Genomic DNA, 21,357 nt, shown 5'->3' with positions numbered 1-21,357 from the left:
TCATTTTCCTGTTGCAAGCTGTTCACGCTAGCGGAGCAATGCCCGCCATGCACAGATATTTCGTTTCGAGGAATTCCTCGATGCCGGTGCGCCCACCTTCGCGGCCGATGCCCGATTCCTTCCAGCCGCCGAAGGGTGCGCCTTCATAGGAGGTGGCGCCGGTGTTGATGCCGATGATGCCATATTCCAGCGCCTCGCCGACGCGCCAGATGCGGGCGGCATCGGTGGTGAAGAAATAGGCGGCGAGGCCATATTCGGTGGCGTTGGCGCGCTCGACCGCCTCCGCCTCGGTGGCGAACTTGAAGACAGGCGCCACCGGCCCGAAGGTTTCTTCGGCGGCGATCAGCATGTCCTCGGTGGCGTCGGCGAGCACGGTCGGCGCGAAATAGCTGCCGCCGAGCGCGTGGCGGGCACCGCCGGTGACGATGCGGGCGCCCTTGGCCAGCGCATCGGACACATGCGCCTCGCATTTTTCGACCGCGGCCATGTCGATCAACGGGCCCTGGTTGACGCCGTCGTCGACGCCGTTGCCGACTTTCATCGCGGCGACCGCCGCGGCGAGCGCCGCGACGAAGCGGTCGTGGATGCCGGCCTGGACATAGATGCGATTGGCGCAGACGCAGGTCTGGCCCATGTTGCGGAACTTGGTGGCGATGGTGCCGGCGATGGCGGCGTCGAGGTCGGCATCGTCGAAGACGATGACCGGGGCGTTGCCGCCGAGCTCCAGGCTGACCTTCTTGATCGTCGCCGACGCGCGCGCCATCAGCGTGCGGCCGACCTCGGTCGAGCCGGTGAAGGTCAGCTTGCGCACCGTCGGGTGCGTCGCGAGCACGTCGCCGACCTCGGCGGCGCCGCCCGGGACGACATTGAAGACGCCGGCGGGCAGCCCGGCGCGGGCGCCGAGCTCGGCCAGGGCCAGCGCCGACAATGGCGTTGCGCTCGCCGGCTTCAGCACCATCGTGCAGCCGGCGGCGAGCGCCGGTGCGGCCTTGCGCGGGATCATCGCCATCGGGAAATTCCACGGCGTGATCGCGGCGCAGACGCCGATCGGCTGGCGGATGGCGAACAGGCGCCGGTCGGCGGCATAGCTGGGGATGACGTCGCCATAGATGCGGCGCGCCTCGTCGGCGAACCAGTCGTAAAAGGCGGCGCCATAGGCGATTTCCCCGCGCGCCTCGGCGATCGGCTTGCCCTGTTCGGCGGTCAGCAGCTGCGCCAGGTCCTCGAGATTGGCCATGATGAGGTCGTGCCAGCGCCGCAGGATCTGCGATCGTTCCTTGGCCGGGCGGGCGCGCCACGCCGGCAGCGCGGCGTCGGCTGCGGCGATGGCGGCGCGGGCGTCATCGGCGTTGCCCTTGACGACATCGGCCACCACGGCGCCGGTGGCGGGATCGGTGACGGCAAAGCGCGGCCGGCCGGCGGGGGCGAGCCACTGGCCGTCGATATGAAGGTCGGCGCGCAGCAGCGTGGGATCGGTCAGGGTCATGCTCATGCCATCCCATTAGCGCACACATGGACGTCATGCGAACACTTATGTCTTGCCTTGGCTCTCGCCAGCGTCATAAATGCGCGCGGGCGGACGCCGCTCCGCAGCCGGCATCGGAGCCTGTTTCATGAACATCCGCAACAGTTTCGCTGCGCTCGCCGAGCTCGACCGGCAGCATGTCTTTCACCCGTTCACCGCGCTCGGCGACCATGAAGCGAATGGGCCGGCGTTCGTCGTGACCCACGGCCGGGGCTCGCGGCTGACCGACAGCGCCGGGCGCGAATATGTCGATGTCATGGCCGGGCTGTGGTGCGTCAACATCGGCTATGGCCGGCCCGAAATCGGCGCCGCGATGCGCGACCAGGCCGAGACGCTGAGCTATTGCCACGCGTTCTCGTCGATGGCGAGCGACAAGCCGGCATTGCTGTCGGAGCGGCTGATCGGCCTCGCACCGCCGGGCATGTCCAAGATTTTCTATGGCAACAGCGGGTCGGACGCCAACGACACCCAGGTCAAGATCGCCTGGTATTACAACAATGCGCTGGGCCGGCCCGCCAAGAAGAAGATCATCGCCCGGCAGCGCGGCTATCATGGCGTGACGATCATGACGGCGGGGCTGACCGGCCTGCCCGGCCTGCATGCCGGGTTCGACCTGCCGCTGCCGATGGTGCGCCACACCACCGCGCCGCGGCGGATCTGGGAGGGGCATGGCCTCGACGATGCGGCGTTCACCCAGCGGCTGGTCGACGATCTCGAGCAGCTGATCGCCACCGAGGGGGCCGACACCATCGCCGCGATGATCGTCGAGCCGTTGATGGGTGCGGGTGGCGTCCATGCTCCGCCGGCGGGCTATTATCCGGCGATCCAGGCAGTGCTGCGGCGCCACGACATCCTGCTGATCGCCGACGAGGTGATCTGCGGTTTCGGCCGGCTCGGCACGATGTTCGGCTGCGAGGCGTTCGGCATCGAGCCCGACCTGATGACCGTCGCCAAGGGGCTGACCTCGGCCTATTTCCCGCTGTCGGCGTGCATCGTGTCCGACCGGGTCTGGGGCACCTTGGTCGCCGGCGGCAAGCAGTTCGGCGCCTTCGGCCATGGCTATACCTATTCCAGCCACCCGATCGGCGCCGCCGTGGCGCTCGCCAACCTCGACATCCTGGAGAACGAGAAGCTCGTGGCCCGCGCCGCGACGATGGGCGTCTATCTCCAGCAGCGGCTGCACGACGCCTTCGACGGGCATCCGCTGGTCGGCGACGTGCGCGGCCAGGCGCTGATCGGTGCGGTCGAATTCGTCGACCGGATGACCGACCAGGGCCCGGTGGCGTTCGATCCGGCGCTGAAGGTGGCGCCGCGCATCGTCAAGGCGGCGCTGGAGCGCGGCGTCATCGGCCGCGCGCTGCCGTCGGCGGATGCCGTGGCCTTTTCGCCGCCCTTCGTCATCACCGAGGCGGAGATCGACACCGCCGTCGCGGCGTTCCGCGATGCCAGCGACCAGGTGGCGGCCGAACTGGGGCGGTAGGCCCCTAAAGACCCGCAGACGCAGCATTCGATGTCCGGGGTCGGCCGCCAGCGGCCGGCCCCGACTTTTGCGAAAATCGCGCCGGACCGTGCTTGCCGCGTGCGCAGTTACCGTTTGCAACGCAACCAGCGCAACGATGCAGTGCAGGCGGCGGTGTTCTTCGCTTGCTGCGGAATTGTTACACCGGAGTCGCTTTGCAGCTCCGGGGAATGTTGATGAGGCCTGCCGCAGCAGAAACGAAACAGGTGCCGGGGCTGCTGCATGCCGTCGCCGCAATGCTGGTGCTGGCGGCGACGGCAGGATCGGCGGCAGGACCGGCGGCGGCGGCGGCCGCGACCGACCGTCCGGCCTATCCGCAGGTGCTGCCGATGCGCGAGCGCGCTGCGGTCATCAATCGACTGCTGAAGGATCGGCTCGATACCGTGGTGCCGGCGATCATGCGCGAGCGCGGCGTCGACATGTGGGTGCTCGTCGCCCGCGAGAATTTCGAGGAGCCGGTCGTCGCGACCATGCTCAACGCCGAGAGCCTGCTGGCCCGGCGCCGCACGATCCTGGTGTTCTTCGATCCGGGCAACGGCAAGCCGGTCGAGCGCTTCACGGTCAGCCGCTATGGCATGGGCGACCTGTTCGCATCGGCCTGGGTGCCTGAAAAACAGCCCGACCAATGGGCGCGGCTCGCCGAGATCATCGCCGAGCGCAATCCACGGCGTATCGCGATCAATTCGTCGCCGCTGACCGCCTTTGCCGACGGCATGACGCTGAGCGCCCATGAGCAGATGATGGCGGCGCTGTCACCCGAACAGCGCAGCCGCGTGGTGCGCGACGAGGAACTTGCCATCCGCTGGCTGGAAACGCGCACGCCGGCCGAGATGGCGATCTATCCCGACGTCATGCGGCTGGCCCATGCGATCCTGGCGGAGGGGCTGTCGGACAAGGTCATCACGCCGGGCACGACGACGACCCGCGATGTCGTCTGGTGGTACCGGCAGAAGATCGCCGACCTGGGCATGACGGCCTGGTTCCAGCCGTCGGTTTCGGTCAGCCGCCAGGGCAGCACGGGCACGCTCGACGGCGATGCCCTTATCCAGAAGGGCGACCTGATCTGGACCGATTTCGGTATTACCTATCTGAGGCTCAACACCGACACCCAGCAGAACGCCTATGTGCTGCGCGACGGGGAGACCGCGGCGCCGGCGGGGCTCAGTGCCGGCCTCGCCGCCAACAACCGTGTGCAGGATGCGCTGACCGCCAGTTTCCGGGCCGGTGACAGCGGCAATGCCGTGCTGGCGCGGGCCCGGGCGCGGGCGATCGCGGAAGGGCTGGAGCCCAGCATCTATTCGCACCCGATCGGCTATCACGGCCATGGCGCCGGCACCGCGATCGGCTTCTGGGACAATCAGAAGCCCGATCCGCGCGGCGAATATCGCGTCTTTCCGAACACGGCCTGGTCGATCGAATTGAGCGCCACCCATGCGGTGCCGGAATGGGGCGGCCAGCGCGTCGCCTTCAAGACCGAGCAGGACGCTTATTTCGACGGCCGCAAGGTCGAATACATCGACAAGCGACGGACGGCGCTGTGGCTGATCGGGGCAAAGGGGAAATGACGATGATGACTGCAAGGCGACTTGCCCTGTCGGGCCTCGGCCTCGCCGCCGCGCTGCTCGCGACCGCGGCGCCGGCGGAGGATTTCCGCATCACGCTGCCGGCCAGCGCGCCCGATGCGCAGTACGACGGCCGGGTGCTGCTGATCCTGACGCCCAAGGGCGAAACCGAGCCGCGGTTCCAGGTGGCGGCGGATTTCGACGCCGCCCAGGTGCTCGGCGTCAACGTCGACGGGTTGAAGCGCGGCGAGACGGTGACGATCGATTCAAAGGTGCTGGGTTTCCCGGCCGAAAGCCTGACGGGCGTGCCCAAGGGCGAATATTTCGTCCAGGCCGTCCTTCACAAATACGACACCTACAAGCTGTCGAACGGCAAGACCGTGAAGCTGCCGGCGGCGCGGGGCGCCGGGCAGAACTGGCGCAAGGAGCCGGGCAACCTCGTCAGCAAGCCGGTGAAGCTGAGCTTCGATCCGGCGCGGGCAGGGACGCTCGATGTCGCGCTCGATACCGTGCTGCCGCCTATCGCGCCGGCCACCGACAGTGAATTCATCCGGCATTTCAAGTTCAAGAGCCCGAGCCTGAGCAAGTTCTGGGGGCGCGACACGTTCATCACCGGCCATGTCCTGGTGCCCAAGGATTTCGACAAGCACCCCGAGGCCAAATATCCGCTGGCGATCTTCCACGGGCATTTCCCGGACGATTTCAGCGGCTTCAGGACGACGCCGCCCGATCCGAACCTGAAATGCGTGCCCAACCCGCGCTTCGGCGAGCCCTGCTACAACCGCATCGAGCAGCAGGAAGCCCATGATTTCTACAAGAAATGGGTGTCGCCCGATTTCCCGCGGATGCTGATCGTCGAGATCGACCATTCGAACCCCTATTACGACGACAGCTATGCGGTGAACTCGGCCAATCTCGGCCCCTATGGCGATGCCATCACCCGCGAATTCATTCCGGCGCTGGAGAAGAAGTTCCGCGGGCTCGGACAGGGCTGGGCCCGGTTCCTCTACGGCGGCTCGACCGGCGGCTGGGAAGCGGCGGCGGTGCAGATCTTCTATCCCAAGGAATATAACGGCGCCTTCATCGCCTGCCCGGATCCGATCGATTTCCGGCAGAACATGATCACCAACATCTATGAGGACAAGAACGCCTATTGGCGCGAAGGGCCGTTCGGCCGCGTGCCGAAACCGGGCAAGCGCAACTACCTCGGCCATGTGCCCTATCTCGCGGAGCACGAGAACCGGCTGGAGCTGGTGCTGGGCGACAAGACACGGTCCGGCGGCCAATGGGATATCTGGGAAGCGGTCTATTCGCCGATGGGCGAGGATGGTTACCCCAAGCGCATCTACGACAAGCGCACCGGCGTCATCGATCCTGCCGTGGCGGCGCATTGGCGCGACAATTACGACCTGCGCCACATCCTGGAGCGCGACTGGAAGAAGATCGGCCCCGACCTGCAGGGCAAGCTCAACATCTATGTCGGCGACATGGACAATTTCTACCTGAACAACGCCGTCTATCTGATGGAGGATTTCCTGAAGAAGGCGGATCCCCCGTACCAGGGCGAGATCAAGTACGGCGATCGCGCCGAGCATTGCTGGAACGGCGACCCGACCCAGCCGAATGCCATCACCCGGCTGCGGTACAACAGCATGTACATTCCCAAGATCCTGGATCGCATCGCCAAGACCGCGCCGCCGAAGGCCGATCTGACGAGCTGGAAATACTGATCCGCCGGAGCTCCGGCAGCCAACCGAGACATTTCGAGACAAGAGGGGAAACATCATGGCCAGGTTCCAGACGGCACTACTGACGACGACCATCCTCGCGGCACTGACCGTGCACGGCATCGCCCGGGCGCAGGACGTGCCGGCGCCACAGGCCGCCGGCGCCGATACCAGCGCCGCGGCCGCGCCCGCCGACGGTGACGAGATCGTCATCACCGGCAGCCGTATCCGCACCCCCAATCTGCAGAGCGTCAGCCCGATCCTGCAGGTGACCGCCGCCGAATTCGCCCAGCGCGGCACGGTGCGTACCGAGGATCTGCTCAACCAGCTGCCCAACGTGTTCGCCGCCCAGGGCGCCAACAATTCGAACGAGGCGACCGGCACGGCACAGGTCGACCTTCGCGGCCTGTCGCCGTCGCGCACCCTCGTCCTCGTCAACGGCAAGCGGCTCGCCTATGGCAGCCCCAAGAACATCCCGTCCGACGTCAACCAGGTACCCGCGGCGCTGATCGAATCGGTCGATGTGCTGACCGGCGGCGCGTCGGCGACCTATGGGTCCGACGCCATCGCCGGTGTCGTCAACTTCCGCCTGATGCAGAATTTCGAGGGCGTCCGGCTGACGGCCAACGTCTCCGCCTTCCAGCACAACAACGGCAACGAGGGCCTGCGCGACCTGGTCAGCTCGTTCGAGACGCGCTTCCCCGGCCAGTATCCGCTGGCCGACAAGAATGTCTGGAACGGCTTTGCCCAGGATTATTCGGTCGTGCTCGGCACGAACTTCGCCGAAGGGCGCGGCAACGTCACCGCCTATGCCTCCTATCGCAAGGTCAATCCGATCCTGCAGAAGGACTATGACTATTCGGCCTGCGCGCTCGGTGCGACGGGGCCGGGCGGCAACGCCTTCACCTGCTCGGGTTCGGCCAACAACGCGCCGGCGAACCTGACCAATGCCGGCCGCCTGCCCGGCGTGCCGACGTCGTTCCGCGTCTCCGAAGGCCAGTTCGTGCCGGGCAGCGCCAGCTACAATTTCGCGCCGTTCAACTATTACCAGCGCCCCGACCAGCGCTACATGCTCGGTGCCACCGCCAACTACAAGTTCAGCGACCGGCTGACCCTGTACATGGAAGGGCATTTCATGGACGATCGCTCGATCGCCCAGATTGCGCCGGGCAACAACAACGGCGGCATCACCGTCAATTCGACCGGCATCAGCGGCATCAATTGCGACAATCCGTTCCTGTCGGCGCAGCAGGCGCAGTTCCTGTGCACGTCCAACGGCCTGTCGCTGGGCAGCAACTATGACGCCAGCGGCAACTATGTGTCGCCGCAGGGCATCGCCCAGGGTGTGCTCGTCGCCCGCCGCAACGTCGAGGGCGGCAACCGGCAGGACGATATCCGCCACACCACCTATCGCATTGTCGGCGGCATCCGCGGTGAACTCGCCGGCCCGTTCCGCTATGACCTGTACGGGCAATATTCGAACGTCGGCTATCGCAGCCGCTTCTCGGGCGATGCCAACCGGCCGCGCACCGCCAACGCCTTTTACGCGATCCGCGACGGCCGGCCCGGCTCGGCGACGTTCGGCCAGGCGGTCTGCAAGATCAACGCCGACAACAACCCCGACAACAACGATGCCAATTGCGCGCCGCTGGATTATTTCGGCGCGTCGGCGAGCCCGGAATCGGTCGACTATATCGCCGAGTTCAAGAGCATCACCGGCGATACCAGCCTGACCAACATCGTCCTGTCGATCGATGGCAACCTGGGCGAATACGGCATCGTCTCGCCGTTCGCCACGACGGGCGTCGGCATCGCCTTCGGTGCCGAATATCGCAAGAACACCGTCGATTACGTGCCCGACGAGATCTATCGCGCCTCGGCCAGCCCGGAACTGCCGATCTCGGGACAGACGGTCGCCAAGGAAGCCTTTGTCGAATTGAACGTGCCGCTCGTCGAAAACCGGCCGTTCATGGAACTGCTCAGCGTCGAGGGCGCCTATCGCTATTCCGACTATGACACGGGCTTCACCACCAGCGCCTGGAAGCTGGGCGGCACCTGGTCGCCGATCTCCGATATCCGGTTGCGCGGCAGCTTCCAGCGCGCCGTGCGGGCTCCGAACGTCATCGAGCTGTTCTCCGGCCAGTCGCTGTTCGAGGTCGAACTGACGGAGAACGCCAATGGCTCGTTCGATCCCTGCTCGGGCGACGTGCCGTTCGCCACCGCCGCCCAGTGCGCCTTCACCGGCGTCACCGCGGCGCAGTACGGCAACATCGTCGACAACCCGGCCGGGCAGTTCAACTCGCTGATCGGCGGCAACCCCGACCTCGGCCCGGAAACCGCCGACACGCTGTCGTTCGGTGCGGTGCTGCGGCCGTCGTTCCTGCCGGCGCTGACGGTGTCGGTCGATTACTTCGACATCGACGTCAAGGACCTGGTCGGCAGCGTGAATCCCAACCTGTCGCTGGCCAACTGCATCAATTCGGGCGACCCGTTCTTTTGCAGCCTGATCCAGCGCAATCCGCAGTCGGGCTCGCTGTTCCAGGGCGAGGCTGGCTTCTTCCGGCGCTTCAACGTCAACACCGGCTCGCTGCGCACCAAGGGCATCGACCTGAACGTCGATTATCGCACCAGCCTGCAGGACCTGCTCGGTCCGAATGCCGGCAGCCTGGCGTTCAACCTGCAGGGCACCTACCTCGACAGCTTCAAGACGACGCCGCTGCCGAACTCGCCCGAATCCGACATCTATGAGTGCAAGGGCCTTTACGGCGGTCTCTGCGGTCGTCCGCGGCCGGAATGGCGCCACCGGTTCATGACGACCTGGCAGTCGAACTTCAATTTCGACCTGTCGGTGGTCTGGCGCCATGTCTCCGCGGTGGCGATCTCGTCGACCAGCAGCCAGCCGGTGCTCGCGGGCAGCTCGCCAGAGATCATCCGCGAGCTGGGCTCGCGCAACTATTTCGACCTGTCGGCGGCCTATCGCGTGCGTGACGGCTTCGTCTTCCGCCTCGGCGTCAACAACCTGTTCGACAAGGCGCCGCCGCTGACGACCAGCGCCGCGATCGAGGACGGCGGCAACGGCAACACCTATCCGCAGTTCTACGATGCCACCGGGCGTTACCTGTTCCTCAACGCCTCGGTCGACTTCTAGAGCATAATTGGAGACCATGATGACCGGTGCCGGACGCACGACACGAGCAGCGGCGATCGCCGCGGCGATGCTGGCAACTTCGGCGCTGGCGGCGCCGGTCACCGATGCCGATCGCGCACTGGGCCGCGCGGTCGTCACCGAGCTGGTGGCGATCCCGACGGTCAAGGGCAACGGCCAGGTCCCGACGCTGATCGCCGCCATCGAAAAGCGGCTGAAGGCGGCGGGCTTCGTCGATGCCGACATCATGCGCGTGCCCGTCACGGTGGACGGCGAGGCGACGGCCGGGCTGGTGGTCCGCCTGGCCGGCCGCGGCAAGGCCAAGCCGATCGCGCTGCTGGGGCACATGGATGTCGTCGGCGCGGTGCCGGGCAGCTGGGACACCGACCCGTTCAAGCCGGTGGAAAAGGACGGTTACCTCTATGCGCGCGGCGCTTCGGACAACAAGGCCGGGGTGTCGGCGCTGGTCACGACCTTCATCCGGCTGAAGCGCGCCAACTGGATGCCGAGCCGTGACCTGCTCCTCGTCTTTTCGGGCGACGAGGAAACCGGCATGCAGACGACCAAGGCGCTGGTGAAGCACCCGCTGGTCGCCACCGCCGAATATGCACTGAATTCCGATGCCGGCGGCGGGTCGATGGAGGCCGACGGTTCCAACCCGGTGTTCGCCATCCAGTCCGCCGAAAAGACTTTTGCCACCTTCCGCATCGTCGCCAGCAACAAGGGCGGCCACAGCTCCGCGCCGCGCCCCGACAATGCGATCTTCGACGCCGCCGATGCGATCCAGGCGGTGCGCACCCTGCGCTTTCCGGCCGCGTTCAACGAGATCACCCGGCCGATGGTCGAAAGCCTGGCGGCGCGCAGCCCCGGCGCGTTCGGCAGCGCGCTGAAGACACTGCTCGCCGACCCGCAGGATGAAGCCGCCCGTGCCGTTGCCGAGCGCAATCCCGAAAGCGCGCTGATGTGGACGACATGCGTGCCGACGATGCTGGCGGGCGGCAACGCTCCCAACGCGCTGCCGCAGACCGCCGAGGTCACCGTCAACTGCCGCATCCTGCCGGGCACGAGCATCGAATCGGTGCAGAAGACCCTGCAAGCAGCCGTCGACAACGGGGTTTCCGGCGACGCCAAGCCCAAGGTCGGGCTCGATACCGCCGGCACCGCCAGCCCGGTGTCCCCGGTGCGGCCGGAACTGTTCGCCGCCATCCGCCGCGCCGTCCACGCCAACTACCCGGGGGCGCCGGTCGAACCGGCGATGTCGTCGGGCGGCACCGACGGGCGGGAATTCCGCAGCCAGGGCATTCCGACCTATGGCGCCGGCAGCCTGGCCATGGTGCGGGTGATCGATTCGCGGGCCCATGGCGCCAACGAACGGCTGCTGCTCAAGTCGTTCGACAAGGAGCTGGTGTTCTGGGACACGTTGCTGCGCGACCTCGGGTCGTGATCGCAAAGGATATCCGCCGATGACGCTTCTGGCCCGCCGTGACATGCTGGTGATGGGGGCTGCCGGTGCGGTTGCCGCGGCAACGGCGGCAACGGCGGCAAGGGCCGGCATCGGCACCATTCCGGCAACCTCGCCGATCGCCGCGGCCAGCCCGATCGGCACCGCCGAGCGGGTCGCCCGCATGGCCAAGGTGCAGGGGCTGATGCGCGCTGCCGGCGTCGGCGCGCTGCTGGTCGAGGCCGGGTCGTCGCTGCGTTATTTCACCGGCATCAACTGGTGGCGCAGCGAGCGCATGACCGCGGCGCTGATCCCCGCCGAAGGGCCGCTGTGCGTCGTCACGCCGTTTTTCGAGGAGCCGTCGATCCGCGAGATGCTGGCGGTGCCCGGCGACGTTCGGGTGTGGCAGGAAGACGAGAATCCGCACGCGCTGGTCGCCGGCTGGCTGAAGGATCGCAAGCTCGCCGGGCGCCCGGTCGCCGTCGAGGAGACGGTGCGCTATTTCATCGTCGACGGGCTGCGCAAGGCACTGCCCGGCGTCGCCGTGCAATCGGGCGCGGCGCTGGTCAACGCCTGCCGGCTGATCAAGTCGCCGGCCGAGATCGCTCTGATGCAGCGCGCATCGGACATCACCGTGGCCGCCTATCGGGCGACGGCGCCGAAAATCGCGTTGGGCATGGACGGGGACCAGATCTATGCGCTGATGGCGGCCGAGACGGCGCGGCTGGGTGGCCAGACGCCGTCGGGCGGTGTCCAGCTCAACGAGGGCAGCGCCTTGCCGCACGGCTCCCGCCAGCGCCAGACGGTGCGCGAGGGCTCCGTCGTGCTGATGGATTGCGGCTGCACCGTCGATGGCTATCACGCCGATATCTCGCGCACGCTGGTGTTCGGCAGCCCCGATGCCCGGCAGCGCAAGTTGTTCGAACAGGTGCGGCTGGGCCAGGACACGGCGATGGCCGCGGCCCGGGTCGGCGTGCCGGCGGGGCAGGTCGACGATGCCGTCCGCGCCACCTACATGCCGCTGGGCTATGGCCCCGGCTACAAGCTGCCGGGCCTGTCCCACCGTACCGGCCATGGCATCGGCCTCGACGTGCATGAACCGGTCAACCTCGTCCATGGCGAGGCGACGCCGCTGGCGCCGGGCATGTGCTTTTCCAACGAGCCCGGGCTGTATGTGCCGGGCAGTTATGGCGTGCGCATCGAGGATTGTTTCTACATGACGGCAGCGGGGCCGCGCTGGTTCTCGCAGCCACCGAAGAGCCTCGACGAGCCGTTTTCATGAGAGGCGTTGCGGCGCTGGCGTGGCTGGTGGTTGCGGCGCCGCTGCCGCCCGCAGCAACGTTGCCGCCGGCGGACCAGGCCGAGGCGTCGATGCGGCCGGCGCTGCCCGCCATCCTGCCGCTGCGCGAGCGTGCCGCGCTCGAGGACAAGTGGCTGAAGGAACGCCTCGATACGCTCGTGCCGAAGCTGATGCGCGAACACGGCATCGACATGTGGGTGCTGGTGGCGCGGGAATATCTCGAAGACCCGGTCATGGCGACGATGCTCAATGCGACGTCGCTGCATGCGCGGCGGCGCACGGTGCTGATCTTTTTCGATCCCGGCGCCGGCAAGCCCGTCGAGCGGCTCGTCGTCAACAAGCACGGCATGGGCGACCTGTTCGCGCCGGCCTGGGACATGGCGAAGGAGCCCGACCAGTGGCGGCGCATCGCGGCGATCATCGCGGAACGGTCGCCGCGCCGCATCGCGCTGAATGTCTCGTCCGACAGCGCCTTTGCCGATGGGCTGACGCACAGCCAGTACCAGGACCTGACCGCCGTGCTGACCCCGGCGCAGCGGGCGGCGATCGTGCCGGCCTTTCCGCTGGCGATCGGCTGGCTGGAAACGCGGACGCCCGCCGAGATGGCGCGCTATGGCGAGATCGTGCGTGTCGCCCATGCCATCATCGGCGAAGGCTTCAGCAGCGCCGTCATCAAGCGCGGGGTCACCACCAACCAGGACCTGGTCTGGTGGTACCGGCAGCGGGTCAGCGATCTCGGTCTCGGCAGCTGGTTTCACCCATCGGTGGAGATCACGCGTCGCGGCGTGCCCGGCGTGATCCGCGAAACGGCGGAGCCGATCCGGTCGGGCGACATGCTGCGGGTCGATTTCGGCATCAGCTACCTGGGGCTCAACACCGATACCCAGCATGTCGCCTATGTGCTGCGCCCCGGCGAAACCGATGCACCCGCCGGCCTCAGGGCCGGGCTGCGCGCCAACAATGCGGTTCAGGACGCCGTGACCAGCGAGATGAAGGTCGGGCTGACGGGAAATGCCGTGCTCGCCCGGGCCCGGGCGCGAGCGATCGCGCAGGGGCTGCAGCCGACCATCTATTCGCACCCGATCGGCTATCACGGCCATGCCGCGGGCAGCGCCATCGGCCAGTCGGAGAACCAGGAGTTCGTGCCGCACGGCGAATACCGGCTGCGGCCCGACATCGCCTGGTCGATCGAGCTGAAGGCGACACGGCCGGTGCCCGAATGGGACGGCCAGATGGTCGATTTCAAGAGCGAGGAAGACGCCTTTTTCGACGGCCGGCGCGTCACCTATATCGATGGGCGGCAGACCCGTTTTCACCTGATCGACGCGGCGGCGCCCTGACGCTTCGCGGTCAATTGTAAAAGACAGGTGCCCGGTGCATGATTATCGGGCACGTGCGTCCGACAGAGTAAAGGTTGGCATGATTACCGACGCGGCCCTGCAGTATTTCTATGAAACCGCGACACTGGGATCGATGCGGCTGGCCAGCGATCGCATGGGTCTGGCGGTGTCGTCGATCAGCCGGCAGATCGCCACGCTGGAAAAGGACCTCGGCATCCCGCTGTTCGAGCGTGGCCGCCGCACCATCCGGCTGACCGAGGCCGGCCGGCTGACTTATGAACATTACAAGGCGCAGATCGCCGGCCGCGAACAATTGTTCGAACAGATCCGGCGGCTGCGCGAGGCCAGGCTCGGCCATGTCGAGGTCGCGGTCGGGGAGGGCTTCCTGTGCCGCGCCTTCATGCAGCTGATCGCCGATTTCCAGCGCCGCCACCCCGGCGTGTCGGTGAACATCCGCACCGCCACCACGCCGGAGGCCGCCCGCCTCGTCGTCAACGACGAAGCGCACATGGCGGTCATCTTCACCATGGCGGGCGAACCGCGGCTGCGCACCCGGGTGTCGATGGCGCAGCCGCTGCGCGCCGTGTGCGCCCCCGGCCATCCCGCCGCGCGCAAGGCCGGGCTGACGCTGGCCGAACTTGCCGGCCATTCGCTGTGCCTGCCGTCGCAGGGGTTCCGGATCCGGCAGATCCTGACGGCCGCCGAGAACCGCCAGCATCTGCGGCTGCAGCCGTCGCTGACCACCGATTCGATCTACACGCTGCGCTCGATCGCGATGCGCGGGGAGGCGATCACCGTGTTGCCGCACATCGCGATCATCGACGACTTGCGGGCCGGTGCTCTGGTGGCGCTGCCGCTGTTCGATGTCGAGGAGGAAGAGGAGCGGATCGCGCTCGTCCACCGCATCGGCCGCCAGCTGGAGGCGGTGCCGGCGCGCATGCTGGCGACGCTGCAGTCGGGCTTCCGCGGACTGTTCGAAGTCGATGTGCCGGCGGCGGTGAAGGCCGCCTAGGGTCTGGTTGATCGAAGTGCGGGCGGGGGAGCGGGCCGGCACCGACTTTCCCCGACAGACCCTAGATACTGGGCTCCAGCCGCGTGTTCATCACCAGTTCGGCGACCGACGCGGTGTTGGGCAGCGACAGCAGGAAAGCCACCGCCTCGGCGACCGTTTCCGGCTGCATGCGCTCCGCCTTGGGGGTGACGCCGGGCAGGTCGGCGATCAGCGCCGTGTCGACGGCGCCGGGGCACAGGGCGGTGGCGCGGACACCCCTCGCCCAGCCTTCCAGCCGCGCCGCATGGGTCAGCGCGACGACGGCGTGCTTGGTCATCGCATAGGCCAGCGCGCTGCCCTGGCGCACGCGCTTGCCGTCGGTCGACGCAATGGTGACGATGCGGCCGTGCCCGCCGGCCTCCAGATGCGGCATGGCGAGGCGGATCAGGCGCAGCGGCGCCTTGACGTTGACGGCCCAGTGGCGATCGAGCTCTTCCTCGCTGCCGCTGGCCAGCGTCGAGGGCTTCAGCATCCCGGCGTTGTTGACCAGCGCATCGATGCGGCCGAAGCGGGCGAGGGTCGCCGCCACCCAGGCCGCCGCGGTGTCCGGCACCTCGGCGTCGAAGCGGCAGTGCAGCGCATCGGGCAGGTCCGGCCCGGGCCGGCGGTTGCCGAGCGACAGCATATAGCCCTCGGCGTGCAGGCGCGCGGCGATGGCGCGGCCGATGCCGCGGCCGGTGCCGGAGATCATCACCACGCGGCCGGCGGTGGCCAGCATCAGAACAGGCCCTGGTAGACGCCGCCGTCGTTGACGATGTTCTGGCCGGTCATGTAGCCGTTCTGGGCGCTGCACAGATAGGCGATAAGGTCGCCGCATTCGGCCGGATCGGCAAAGCGTCCCGCCGGGGTCGATTGCAGCCGGTTTTCGACGATCGCTTCATAGGTCGTGTTGCCCCGCGCGGCGTGGCCGCGAAGGTTGGTCTGCAGCGCATCGGTGTCGAAGAACCCCGGCAGCACCGAATTGATGACGACATTGTGCATGACGAGCTCGCGGACCATCGCCGCGATGGCGCCGGCCAGCGCCAGCCGGGCGGCATGGCTGGGACCGAAATTGACCTGCGGAAACTTGATGAAGCTGACCGAGATGTTGACGATGCGGCCGAAGCGGCGCTCGCACATGCCCGGCACCACGGCATTGATCAGCTCGAGCGTGCCGAAGAAATGCGCCTCCATCCAGCCGTCCCAGCCGGCGCGATCGAGGGTGCGGAAGTTTTCCGGCGTCTGCCGGATGCCCGGATTGGCGACCAGGATGTCGGGATCGGGACAGATGGCGAGGACCGCCTGGCGACCGGCCGCGGTGCCGAGGTCGGCGGCGACCGTTTCGACGCTGACACCGTGTTCGGCGCGCAACTGGGCGGCGACATCCTCCAGCAGCGCCGCGCCGCGCGCCACCAGCGTCAGGTTGACCCCCTCGCGCGCCAGCGCCTCCGCCGCGGCATGGCCGAGGCCCTTGCTGGCGCCGCAGACGAGCGCCATGCGGCCCTTGATGCGCAAATCCATGGTTCAGGCTCCCGTGGCTGATGTCGCGGCGACCGGCGCCCGGGTCGCGCCGCCGAAGCCCAGCGCCGCCAGGCCGCGTTCGAGGATGGCGATCTGGGTCGTGTCGAGCGCCTGCAGCGGCGCGCGCGGCCGGCCGCCGCCGGGGAGGCCGAGCAGGTCCATCGCCGCCTTGGTCGCCGGATAGAGCGACATGCCGTCGCTGGTGAACAGCTGCGTCAGGTGCTGCCCGGTCGCCTGCAGCGCATTGGCGGCGGCGATGTCGCCGCGCCGGGCGGCATGGTAGAGGTCCAGCCCACCCGGTCGCCACATGTTGGGGAAACAGTCGATGGTGCCGTCGGCACCGGCCAGCACCGCCGGCACGCCGAACAGCGAGGATGGCCCGCAGAACACCCGCAGGCGGTCGCCGACCCGGAGCAGGCTGGCATGGAAGTTGTTCCAGTCGCCGCTGCTTTCCTTCAGCGCGACCACCGTCGGCAGGTCGGCGAGGCGGTCGAGGATGTCGGGCTTCAGCGCGTTGCCGGCGTTGCCGGGGATATTGTAGAGCATCAGCGGCAGGCCGCAGGCGGCGCCGACAGCGGCGAAATGCGCCACGATCTCGTCCGGCGACAGCGCGATGAAATAGCTCGGCAGCACCAGCGCGGCATCGGCGCCATTGGCTTCGGCTGCTTGTGACAGCACGATCGTCTCGGCGGCCGTCGCCGCGCCGGTCGCGACGATCAGCGTGCCGCGACCGGCCAGCGCCTCGCGTGCCACCGGCGCCAGGGCGATGCGCTCGGCATGGGTCAGCGCCCAGAATTCCCCGGTGCAGCCGCCTACCAGCACGCCGGTCGCCCCCTCCGTCATCAGCCGGTCGATATTGGCGGCCAGGGCGTCGTCGTCGACGCTGCCGTCGGGCTTGAAGGGGGTGGTCACGGCCGGCATCGGGCCGTGCCAGTCGACGTCGTTTCGATCCATCATGGTGCCGTTGTCTCGTTGCTGGACGTGATCGGGGACAGGACGACGTCGCGCCGGTCCCCGGTTTCCGGGTTGAACAGATGCAGTTGTGCGTGCCGGACCTGCCAGCGGATGGTGTCTCCGGGCACCAGGCGGCAGTCCGCCGGTGCCCGCGCCGTCACGGTGCCGAACTCGCCCGACAGGCTGAGCAGGGTTTCATGGCCGACCGCCTCGATATCCCTGACGCACGCGGCGATGCCGGTATCGCCGATCAGCACATCTTCAGCGCGCATGCCGACGGTGACGGGCCCGTCGGGGGCATCGATGCCGGCCAGCGGCTGTCCCGCCAGCAGCAGGCGCCCGCCGGCGACCATGCCGTCGGCAAAGGCCATGCCCGGCGTGCCGATGAAGGCCGCGACCATGCGGTTGGCCGGGCGGCGGTAGACGTCGGCGGGCGTGCCGAACTGCTGCAGCCGGCCGCCGTCGATGACGGCGACATGCGTCGACATGGTCATCGCCTCCAGCTGGTCATGGGTGACATAGACCATCGTCCGCCCGATCCGGCGGTGCAGCGCCACCAGTTCCCGGCGCATATGGCTGCGCAGCGTGGCGTCGAGGTTCGACAGCGGTTCGTCGAGCAGGAAGATGCGCGGCTCGCGGACCAGCGCGCGGCCCAGCGCGACGCGCTGCTGCTGTCCACCCGACAGCTCGCGGGGGCGGCGGTCGAGCAGCGCCGTCAATTGCAGCACCGCGGCGGCCCGGGCGACGGCGGCATCGCGTTCGGCGCGCGGCACGCCGCGCTTGCGCAAGGGGTAGGCGATGTTCTGCGCCACCGTCATGTGCGGGTAGAGCGCATAGGACTGGAAGACCATGGCGATGTCGCGCCGGCCCGGCGGAATATCGTTGACGACGGCGTCGTCGAACAGGATCTGCCCGGCGCTCGGCGCCTCCAGCCCGGCGAGCATGCGCAGCAGGGTCGACTTGCCGCAGCCCGACGGCCCGAGCAGGGTCAGGAACGCCCCCGACGGCACGGCGAGGTCGATGCCGCGCACGACATCGGTGGTGCCGAAGCGCTTGTGCAGCGCGCGCAGTTCGATGCCGGCCATCAGCCCTTGACCGCCCCGGCGCCGAAGCCCCTGACCAGATGGCCCTGCATGAAGGCGAGGATGATGATCAGCGGCACGCTCATCATCACCGACGCCGCCATCAGCAGCGACCATTCGATGTTGAAGCCGCTGACCAGCATCGTCATCACGCCGGTCGTCAGCGGCCGCACATCGTCGGCGTTGACGAGGACGAGGGCGAACAGGAATTCGTTCCAGGCGAGGATGAAGGTGAACAGCGCCGTCGAGATGATGCCCGGCAGCACCTGCGGCAGCAGCACGTCGAAGAACGCGCCCATGCGCGAGGCGCCGTCGATGAGCGCCGCCTGTTCGATTTCCACCGGCACCGCCGCCATGAAGGTGCGCAGCAGCCACAGCGCATAGGGCAGGGCAAAGCTGGTATAGGCGATGACCAGGCTGGCGATGGTGTTGGCGAGGCCCAGCTTCACCATCAGCAGATATAGCGGGATGATCAGCACCACCGACGGCAGCATGTAGCAGAGCAGCACCGCCGAGGCGATCGCCTCCCGCCCGCGATAGCGGAAACGCGCCAGGCTGAAGGCGCCGAGCACGGCGAGCACGACAACGACGGCGGTGGTCGCCGTGGCGATCACCACCGAATTGGCGAAATAGCCCGGAAACGCTGTCTCGGTGAGCAGCACCTTGTAATGCTCCAGCGTCGGTTCCACCGGCAGCAGTGTCGGTTCGAGCGAGAACACCTCGTCCTCTGCCTTCAGCGAGGTCGCGACCATCCAGATCAGCGGGCCGGTGACCAGCAGGATGAGGCTCCAGGCCAGCAGGCTCCAGCCGGTGCGGGACAGGCGCGCGGTCATGCCCGGCCCCGCACGGCGAGACGGTAGACGAGGAAAAAGCCCAGCATGGTGATCATCATGGCGACGGCATAGGCGGCGGCCATGCCCATGCGGTTGAGGCCAAAGGCTTCCTGATAGACGATCAGCGGCAGCGTTCGCGTCGCATCGACCGGGCCACCGCCGGTGAGCAGGTAGACGAGATCGAATTCCTTGAAGTCCCAGATCGCCCGCAGCAGCACGACGATGCCGAGCACCTCGCCGATCTGGGGCAGCGTCACGTCGCGGAACCGGCCCCAGGCGCCGGCGCCGTCGAGCCGTGCCGCATCGTACAGCGCCTCGGGGATCGTCTGCAGCCGCGCCAGCACGGCGATGACGACGAAGGGAAAGAACTTCCAGGCGCCGACGACGATGACGCTGAGCAATGCGCTCGGCATGGTGCCGAGCCAGTCGAGCGGCGCCGCGATCACGCCCAGTTTCATCAGGATCTGGTTGGCCAGCCCGAACATGTCGTTGAACAGCCAGCGCCAGACGAGGACGGCGACCACCGTCGAGACGAAGTAGGGAAACAGCACCAGGCTGCGTGCCAGGCTGCGCAGCCACAGGTCGCGATCGAGCAGCAGCGCCATCGCCACGCCAAGCACGATCTGCAGCGCCAGCGTGGCCGCCGTCCAGACGAGCGTCACACCGAGCGCCGGCCAGAAGCGCCCGTCGGGCCCCAGCAGCTCGGCATAATTGGCCAGCCCGACGAACTGCGACCGCAGCGTCGGCGTATCGACGGCAAAGACGGACAGGCCGAAGGCAGCAACCAGTGGATAGGCGATGACGGTACCGAGCACGAGCACGACCGGCGCGATCAGCAGCGGGCCGAGCCAGCGTTCGCCGCGATGCTGCGCCGCTGTCGTCACCGCGCCGTGCCCGTGCCGCGCATGATGGCGGCGATGCGCCCGGTGGCGCGGGCGACCGCCGCCCGGGCCGGTTCACCGTTGATCACGACGCGCTGCACCATCTCCGCGATGGCATGGCTGGCGATGATCTCCCCGGCCTTGATGTTGGGCTTGTGCGCCGGGCTTTCGAAACCGAGGTTGTGGCCGGCGGAAGCGGCCCTGGTCATCGTCGCGATCTGGGAGGCGAACAGCGAGGTGATCGGGTTGCCGCGATAGGCGGGGCTGTCGGTGATGCCGTCGATCACGGGCAGCACATGGCCGGGGGCCGCCAGCATCTGCCGGATATAGCCGGCGGGTTCGTACAGCGATGCCGCCAGCGCCTTGGTGGCGGCCATCTCGGTCGCGCCCTTGGGAATGAACAGGCAGGGGAAATCGTTGAAGGTCCACGACGGCGTCGCGGCCGTCTGGCTGGGATAGGGCACGCAAACGAGGCTGCGCGCCATCCTGGGGTTCTGCCGCGCCGCGCTGATCAGGACACGGCCGCCATAGATGCCGGTGGCGGTCGCGCCCGAGACAAAGGCGTTGAGGCTGTCGGACCAGCCATAGCTGCTGGCGCTGGGCGGGCAATATTCGCGCATGGAGCGGTAGAATTCCAGCGCGGCATAGGTCGGCGCACTGTCGAGCGCCAGCTGCAGGTCGGGCGTGAAGACCTGGCCGCCGGCGCGGTGGATGAAGGAGATGAAGACCAGCGACGTCATGCTGTTGCTGCCATAGGGCAGGGGTGCGCCATAGATCCGCTGCGTCTGCATCCGGCGGCAGGCGTCGCGCAGCGCGTCCCAGTCGCGGGGCGGGGCATCGATGCCGGCGGTCGCCATCAGGTCGCGGCGCAGCCAGAGCATGTCGACGGCGGTGCCGCCGATGCCGACGGCGCTGAGCCGGCCGTCGGCGGCGCGATAGGGTGCGTTGGCACCGGGCAGGAAGCGCGCCGTGCCGATGTCGGCGGCAACCGCATCCATCGGCTCCAGCAAGCCCTGCGCATAATAGCTTTGCGCCGCGAACGACGGCAGATGGGTGACGATGTTGGGCACCTGCCCGGCGGCAAAGGCCGCGGCGAACTGCGCCGGATAGCCTTCGTCCGAGGTCGGCTCGAACACCACGCGATAGGCGGGGTTGGCGGCCTCGAAGGTGGCGATCTGGGCGCGATAGGCGCGGGCCTGCGCCGGCGCCGCCTGGGGCGACCACCAGCGCAGCAGCTTGCGCGTATCGCTGCCCCCGCACGCCGACACGGGCAGGGCCAGCGCGGCGCCAAGCAGATGCCGCCGATTCAGCATCGGCGCTCCGTTCTCGCCGGTGTCTGGCATGCCCGTCATCGCGTCGTTGGTGTCCACCCCTGGTTGCCGTTCATCATGCCGTCGGAACCGCAAGGCGTGCAAGGGCGGGCCGGCACGTTGCGGACAGGAAGCCGCGATGCCCCCGCGATCGCTAACGCCGACAAAGAACCACTTTATCAGCGAG

General features: G+C 67.9%; 16 protein-coding genes, 1 tRNA gene and 1 pseudogene. 10 read left to right on the top strand and 8 right to left on the bottom strand.

Annotation, left to right across the window (positions count from 1 at the left end; genetic code table 11):
* Positions 1-22: 22 nt before the first annotated feature.
* Positions 23-1,492, bottom strand: coding sequence for an NAD-dependent succinate-semialdehyde dehydrogenase (locus tag ACP7AI_RS15980; RefSeq protein ID WP_426169458.1), 1,470 nt, complete (start codon positions 1,490-1,492; stop codon positions 23-25).
* A gap of 121 nt (positions 1,493-1,613) precedes the next feature.
* On the opposite strand from ACP7AI_RS15980, the gene ACP7AI_RS15975 reads away from it, so the two are divergent.
* From ACP7AI_RS15975 to ACP7AI_RS15930, 10 genes and pseudogenes are all read left to right on the top strand, one after another.
* A complete protein-coding gene (locus ACP7AI_RS15975; protein WP_426169455.1) occupies positions 1,614-3,005 on the top strand; it encodes an aminotransferase in 1,392 nt (463 codons plus the stop codon).
* Between the two features lie 215 nt (positions 3,006-3,220).
* Positions 3,221-4,609: a M24 family metallopeptidase gene (locus ACP7AI_RS15970; protein WP_426169452.1), complete on the top strand. Its 1,389-nt coding sequence runs from the start codon at positions 3,221-3,223 to the stop codon at positions 4,607-4,609.
* Between the two features lie 2 nt (positions 4,610-4,611).
* Positions 4,612-6,336 (top strand): hypothetical protein, encoded by a 1,725-nt coding sequence (locus tag ACP7AI_RS15965; RefSeq protein ID WP_426169449.1) that lies wholly within the window; start codon positions 4,612-4,614, stop codon positions 6,334-6,336.
* Positions 6,337-6,391: 55 nt separating this feature from the next.
* Positions 6,392-9,481: a TonB-dependent receptor domain-containing protein gene (locus tag ACP7AI_RS15960; protein WP_426169447.1), complete on the top strand. Its 3,090-nt coding sequence runs from the start codon at positions 6,392-6,394 to the stop codon at positions 9,479-9,481.
* 16 nt (positions 9,482-9,497) lie between these two features.
* Positions 9,498-10,922, top strand: a complete 1,425-nt coding sequence (locus tag ACP7AI_RS15955; RefSeq protein ID WP_426169444.1) for a M20/M25/M40 family metallo-hydrolase — start codon at positions 9,498-9,500, stop codon at positions 10,920-10,922.
* A 19-nt stretch (positions 10,923-10,941) separates the two neighbouring features.
* Positions 10,942-12,201, top strand: a complete 1,260-nt coding sequence (locus ACP7AI_RS15950; protein ID WP_426169441.1) for a M24 family metallopeptidase — start codon at positions 10,942-10,944, stop codon at positions 12,199-12,201.
* Positions 12,198-13,559 carry a M24 family metallopeptidase gene (locus ACP7AI_RS15945; RefSeq protein WP_426169439.1) on the top strand — a complete coding sequence of 454 codons (1,362 nt, stop codon included), beginning with the start codon at positions 12,198-12,200 and terminating at the stop codon, positions 13,557-13,559. The genes ACP7AI_RS15950 and ACP7AI_RS15945 overlap by 4 nt, the downstream gene beginning before the upstream one ends.
* A gap of 79 nt (positions 13,560-13,638) precedes the next feature.
* A pseudogene (locus ACP7AI_RS15940) lies at positions 13,639-13,767 on the top strand (helix-turn-helix domain-containing protein); the annotation flags it as partial.
* Positions 13,723-13,804: transfer RNA gene (locus tag ACP7AI_RS15935), tRNA-OTHER, on the top strand. The pseudogene ACP7AI_RS15940 and the gene ACP7AI_RS15935, both read left to right, overlap by 45 nt.
* 68 nt (positions 13,805-13,872) lie before the next feature.
* Positions 13,873-14,571, top strand: coding sequence for a LysR substrate-binding domain-containing protein (locus ACP7AI_RS15930; RefSeq protein WP_426170163.1), 699 nt, complete (start codon positions 13,873-13,875; stop codon positions 14,569-14,571).
* A gap of 61 nt (positions 14,572-14,632) precedes the next feature.
* Here the strand turns inward: ACP7AI_RS15930 and ACP7AI_RS15925 are convergent, their stop codons facing one another.
* From ACP7AI_RS15925 to ACP7AI_RS15895, 7 genes are read right to left on the bottom strand one after another with little or no spacing between them, the layout of a single operon-like run.
* A complete protein-coding gene (locus ACP7AI_RS15925; protein WP_426169437.1) occupies positions 14,633-15,328 on the bottom strand; it encodes an SDR family NAD(P)-dependent oxidoreductase in 696 nt (231 codons plus the stop codon).
* Positions 15,328-16,110, bottom strand: coding sequence for an SDR family oxidoreductase (locus ACP7AI_RS15920; protein ID WP_426169435.1), 783 nt, complete (start codon positions 16,108-16,110; stop codon positions 15,328-15,330). The genes ACP7AI_RS15925 and ACP7AI_RS15920 overlap by 1 nt, the downstream gene beginning before the upstream one ends.
* A 3-nt stretch (positions 16,111-16,113) precedes the next feature.
* A complete protein-coding gene (locus ACP7AI_RS15915; RefSeq protein ID WP_426169433.1) occupies positions 16,114-17,067 on the bottom strand; it encodes a dihydrodipicolinate synthase family protein in 954 nt (317 codons plus the stop codon).
* Entirely contained in the window at positions 17,064-18,149 is a 1,086-nt protein-coding gene (locus tag ACP7AI_RS15910; RefSeq protein WP_426169431.1) for an ABC transporter ATP-binding protein, read from the bottom strand. The genes ACP7AI_RS15915 and ACP7AI_RS15910 overlap by 4 nt, the downstream gene beginning before the upstream one ends.
* Positions 18,149-18,979: a carbohydrate ABC transporter permease gene (locus tag ACP7AI_RS15905; protein WP_426169428.1), complete on the bottom strand. Its 831-nt coding sequence runs from the start codon at positions 18,977-18,979 to the stop codon at positions 18,149-18,151. Before ACP7AI_RS15905 ends, ACP7AI_RS15910 begins: the two co-directional genes overlap by 1 nt.
* A complete protein-coding gene (locus tag ACP7AI_RS15900; RefSeq protein WP_426169425.1) occupies positions 18,976-19,863 on the bottom strand; it encodes a carbohydrate ABC transporter permease in 888 nt (295 codons plus the stop codon). Before ACP7AI_RS15900 ends, ACP7AI_RS15905 begins: the two co-directional genes overlap by 4 nt.
* On the bottom strand, positions 19,860-21,173 hold the full coding sequence (locus ACP7AI_RS15895; RefSeq protein WP_426169422.1) for an ABC transporter substrate-binding protein: 1,314 nt from the start codon (positions 21,171-21,173) through the stop codon (positions 19,860-19,862). Before ACP7AI_RS15895 ends, ACP7AI_RS15900 begins: the two co-directional genes overlap by 4 nt.
* Positions 21,174-21,357: the final 184 nt, after the last annotated feature.

This window comes from Sandarakinorhabdus sp. DWP1-3-1 (assembly GCF_049896705.1).
In the GTDB taxonomy this organism is placed as follows: Bacteria; Pseudomonadota; Alphaproteobacteria; order Sphingomonadales; family Sphingomonadaceae; genus Sandarakinorhabdus.
Note: the sequence above shows the minus strand (reverse complement) of the source record. Positions and strands in the feature narration are given on the sequence as shown.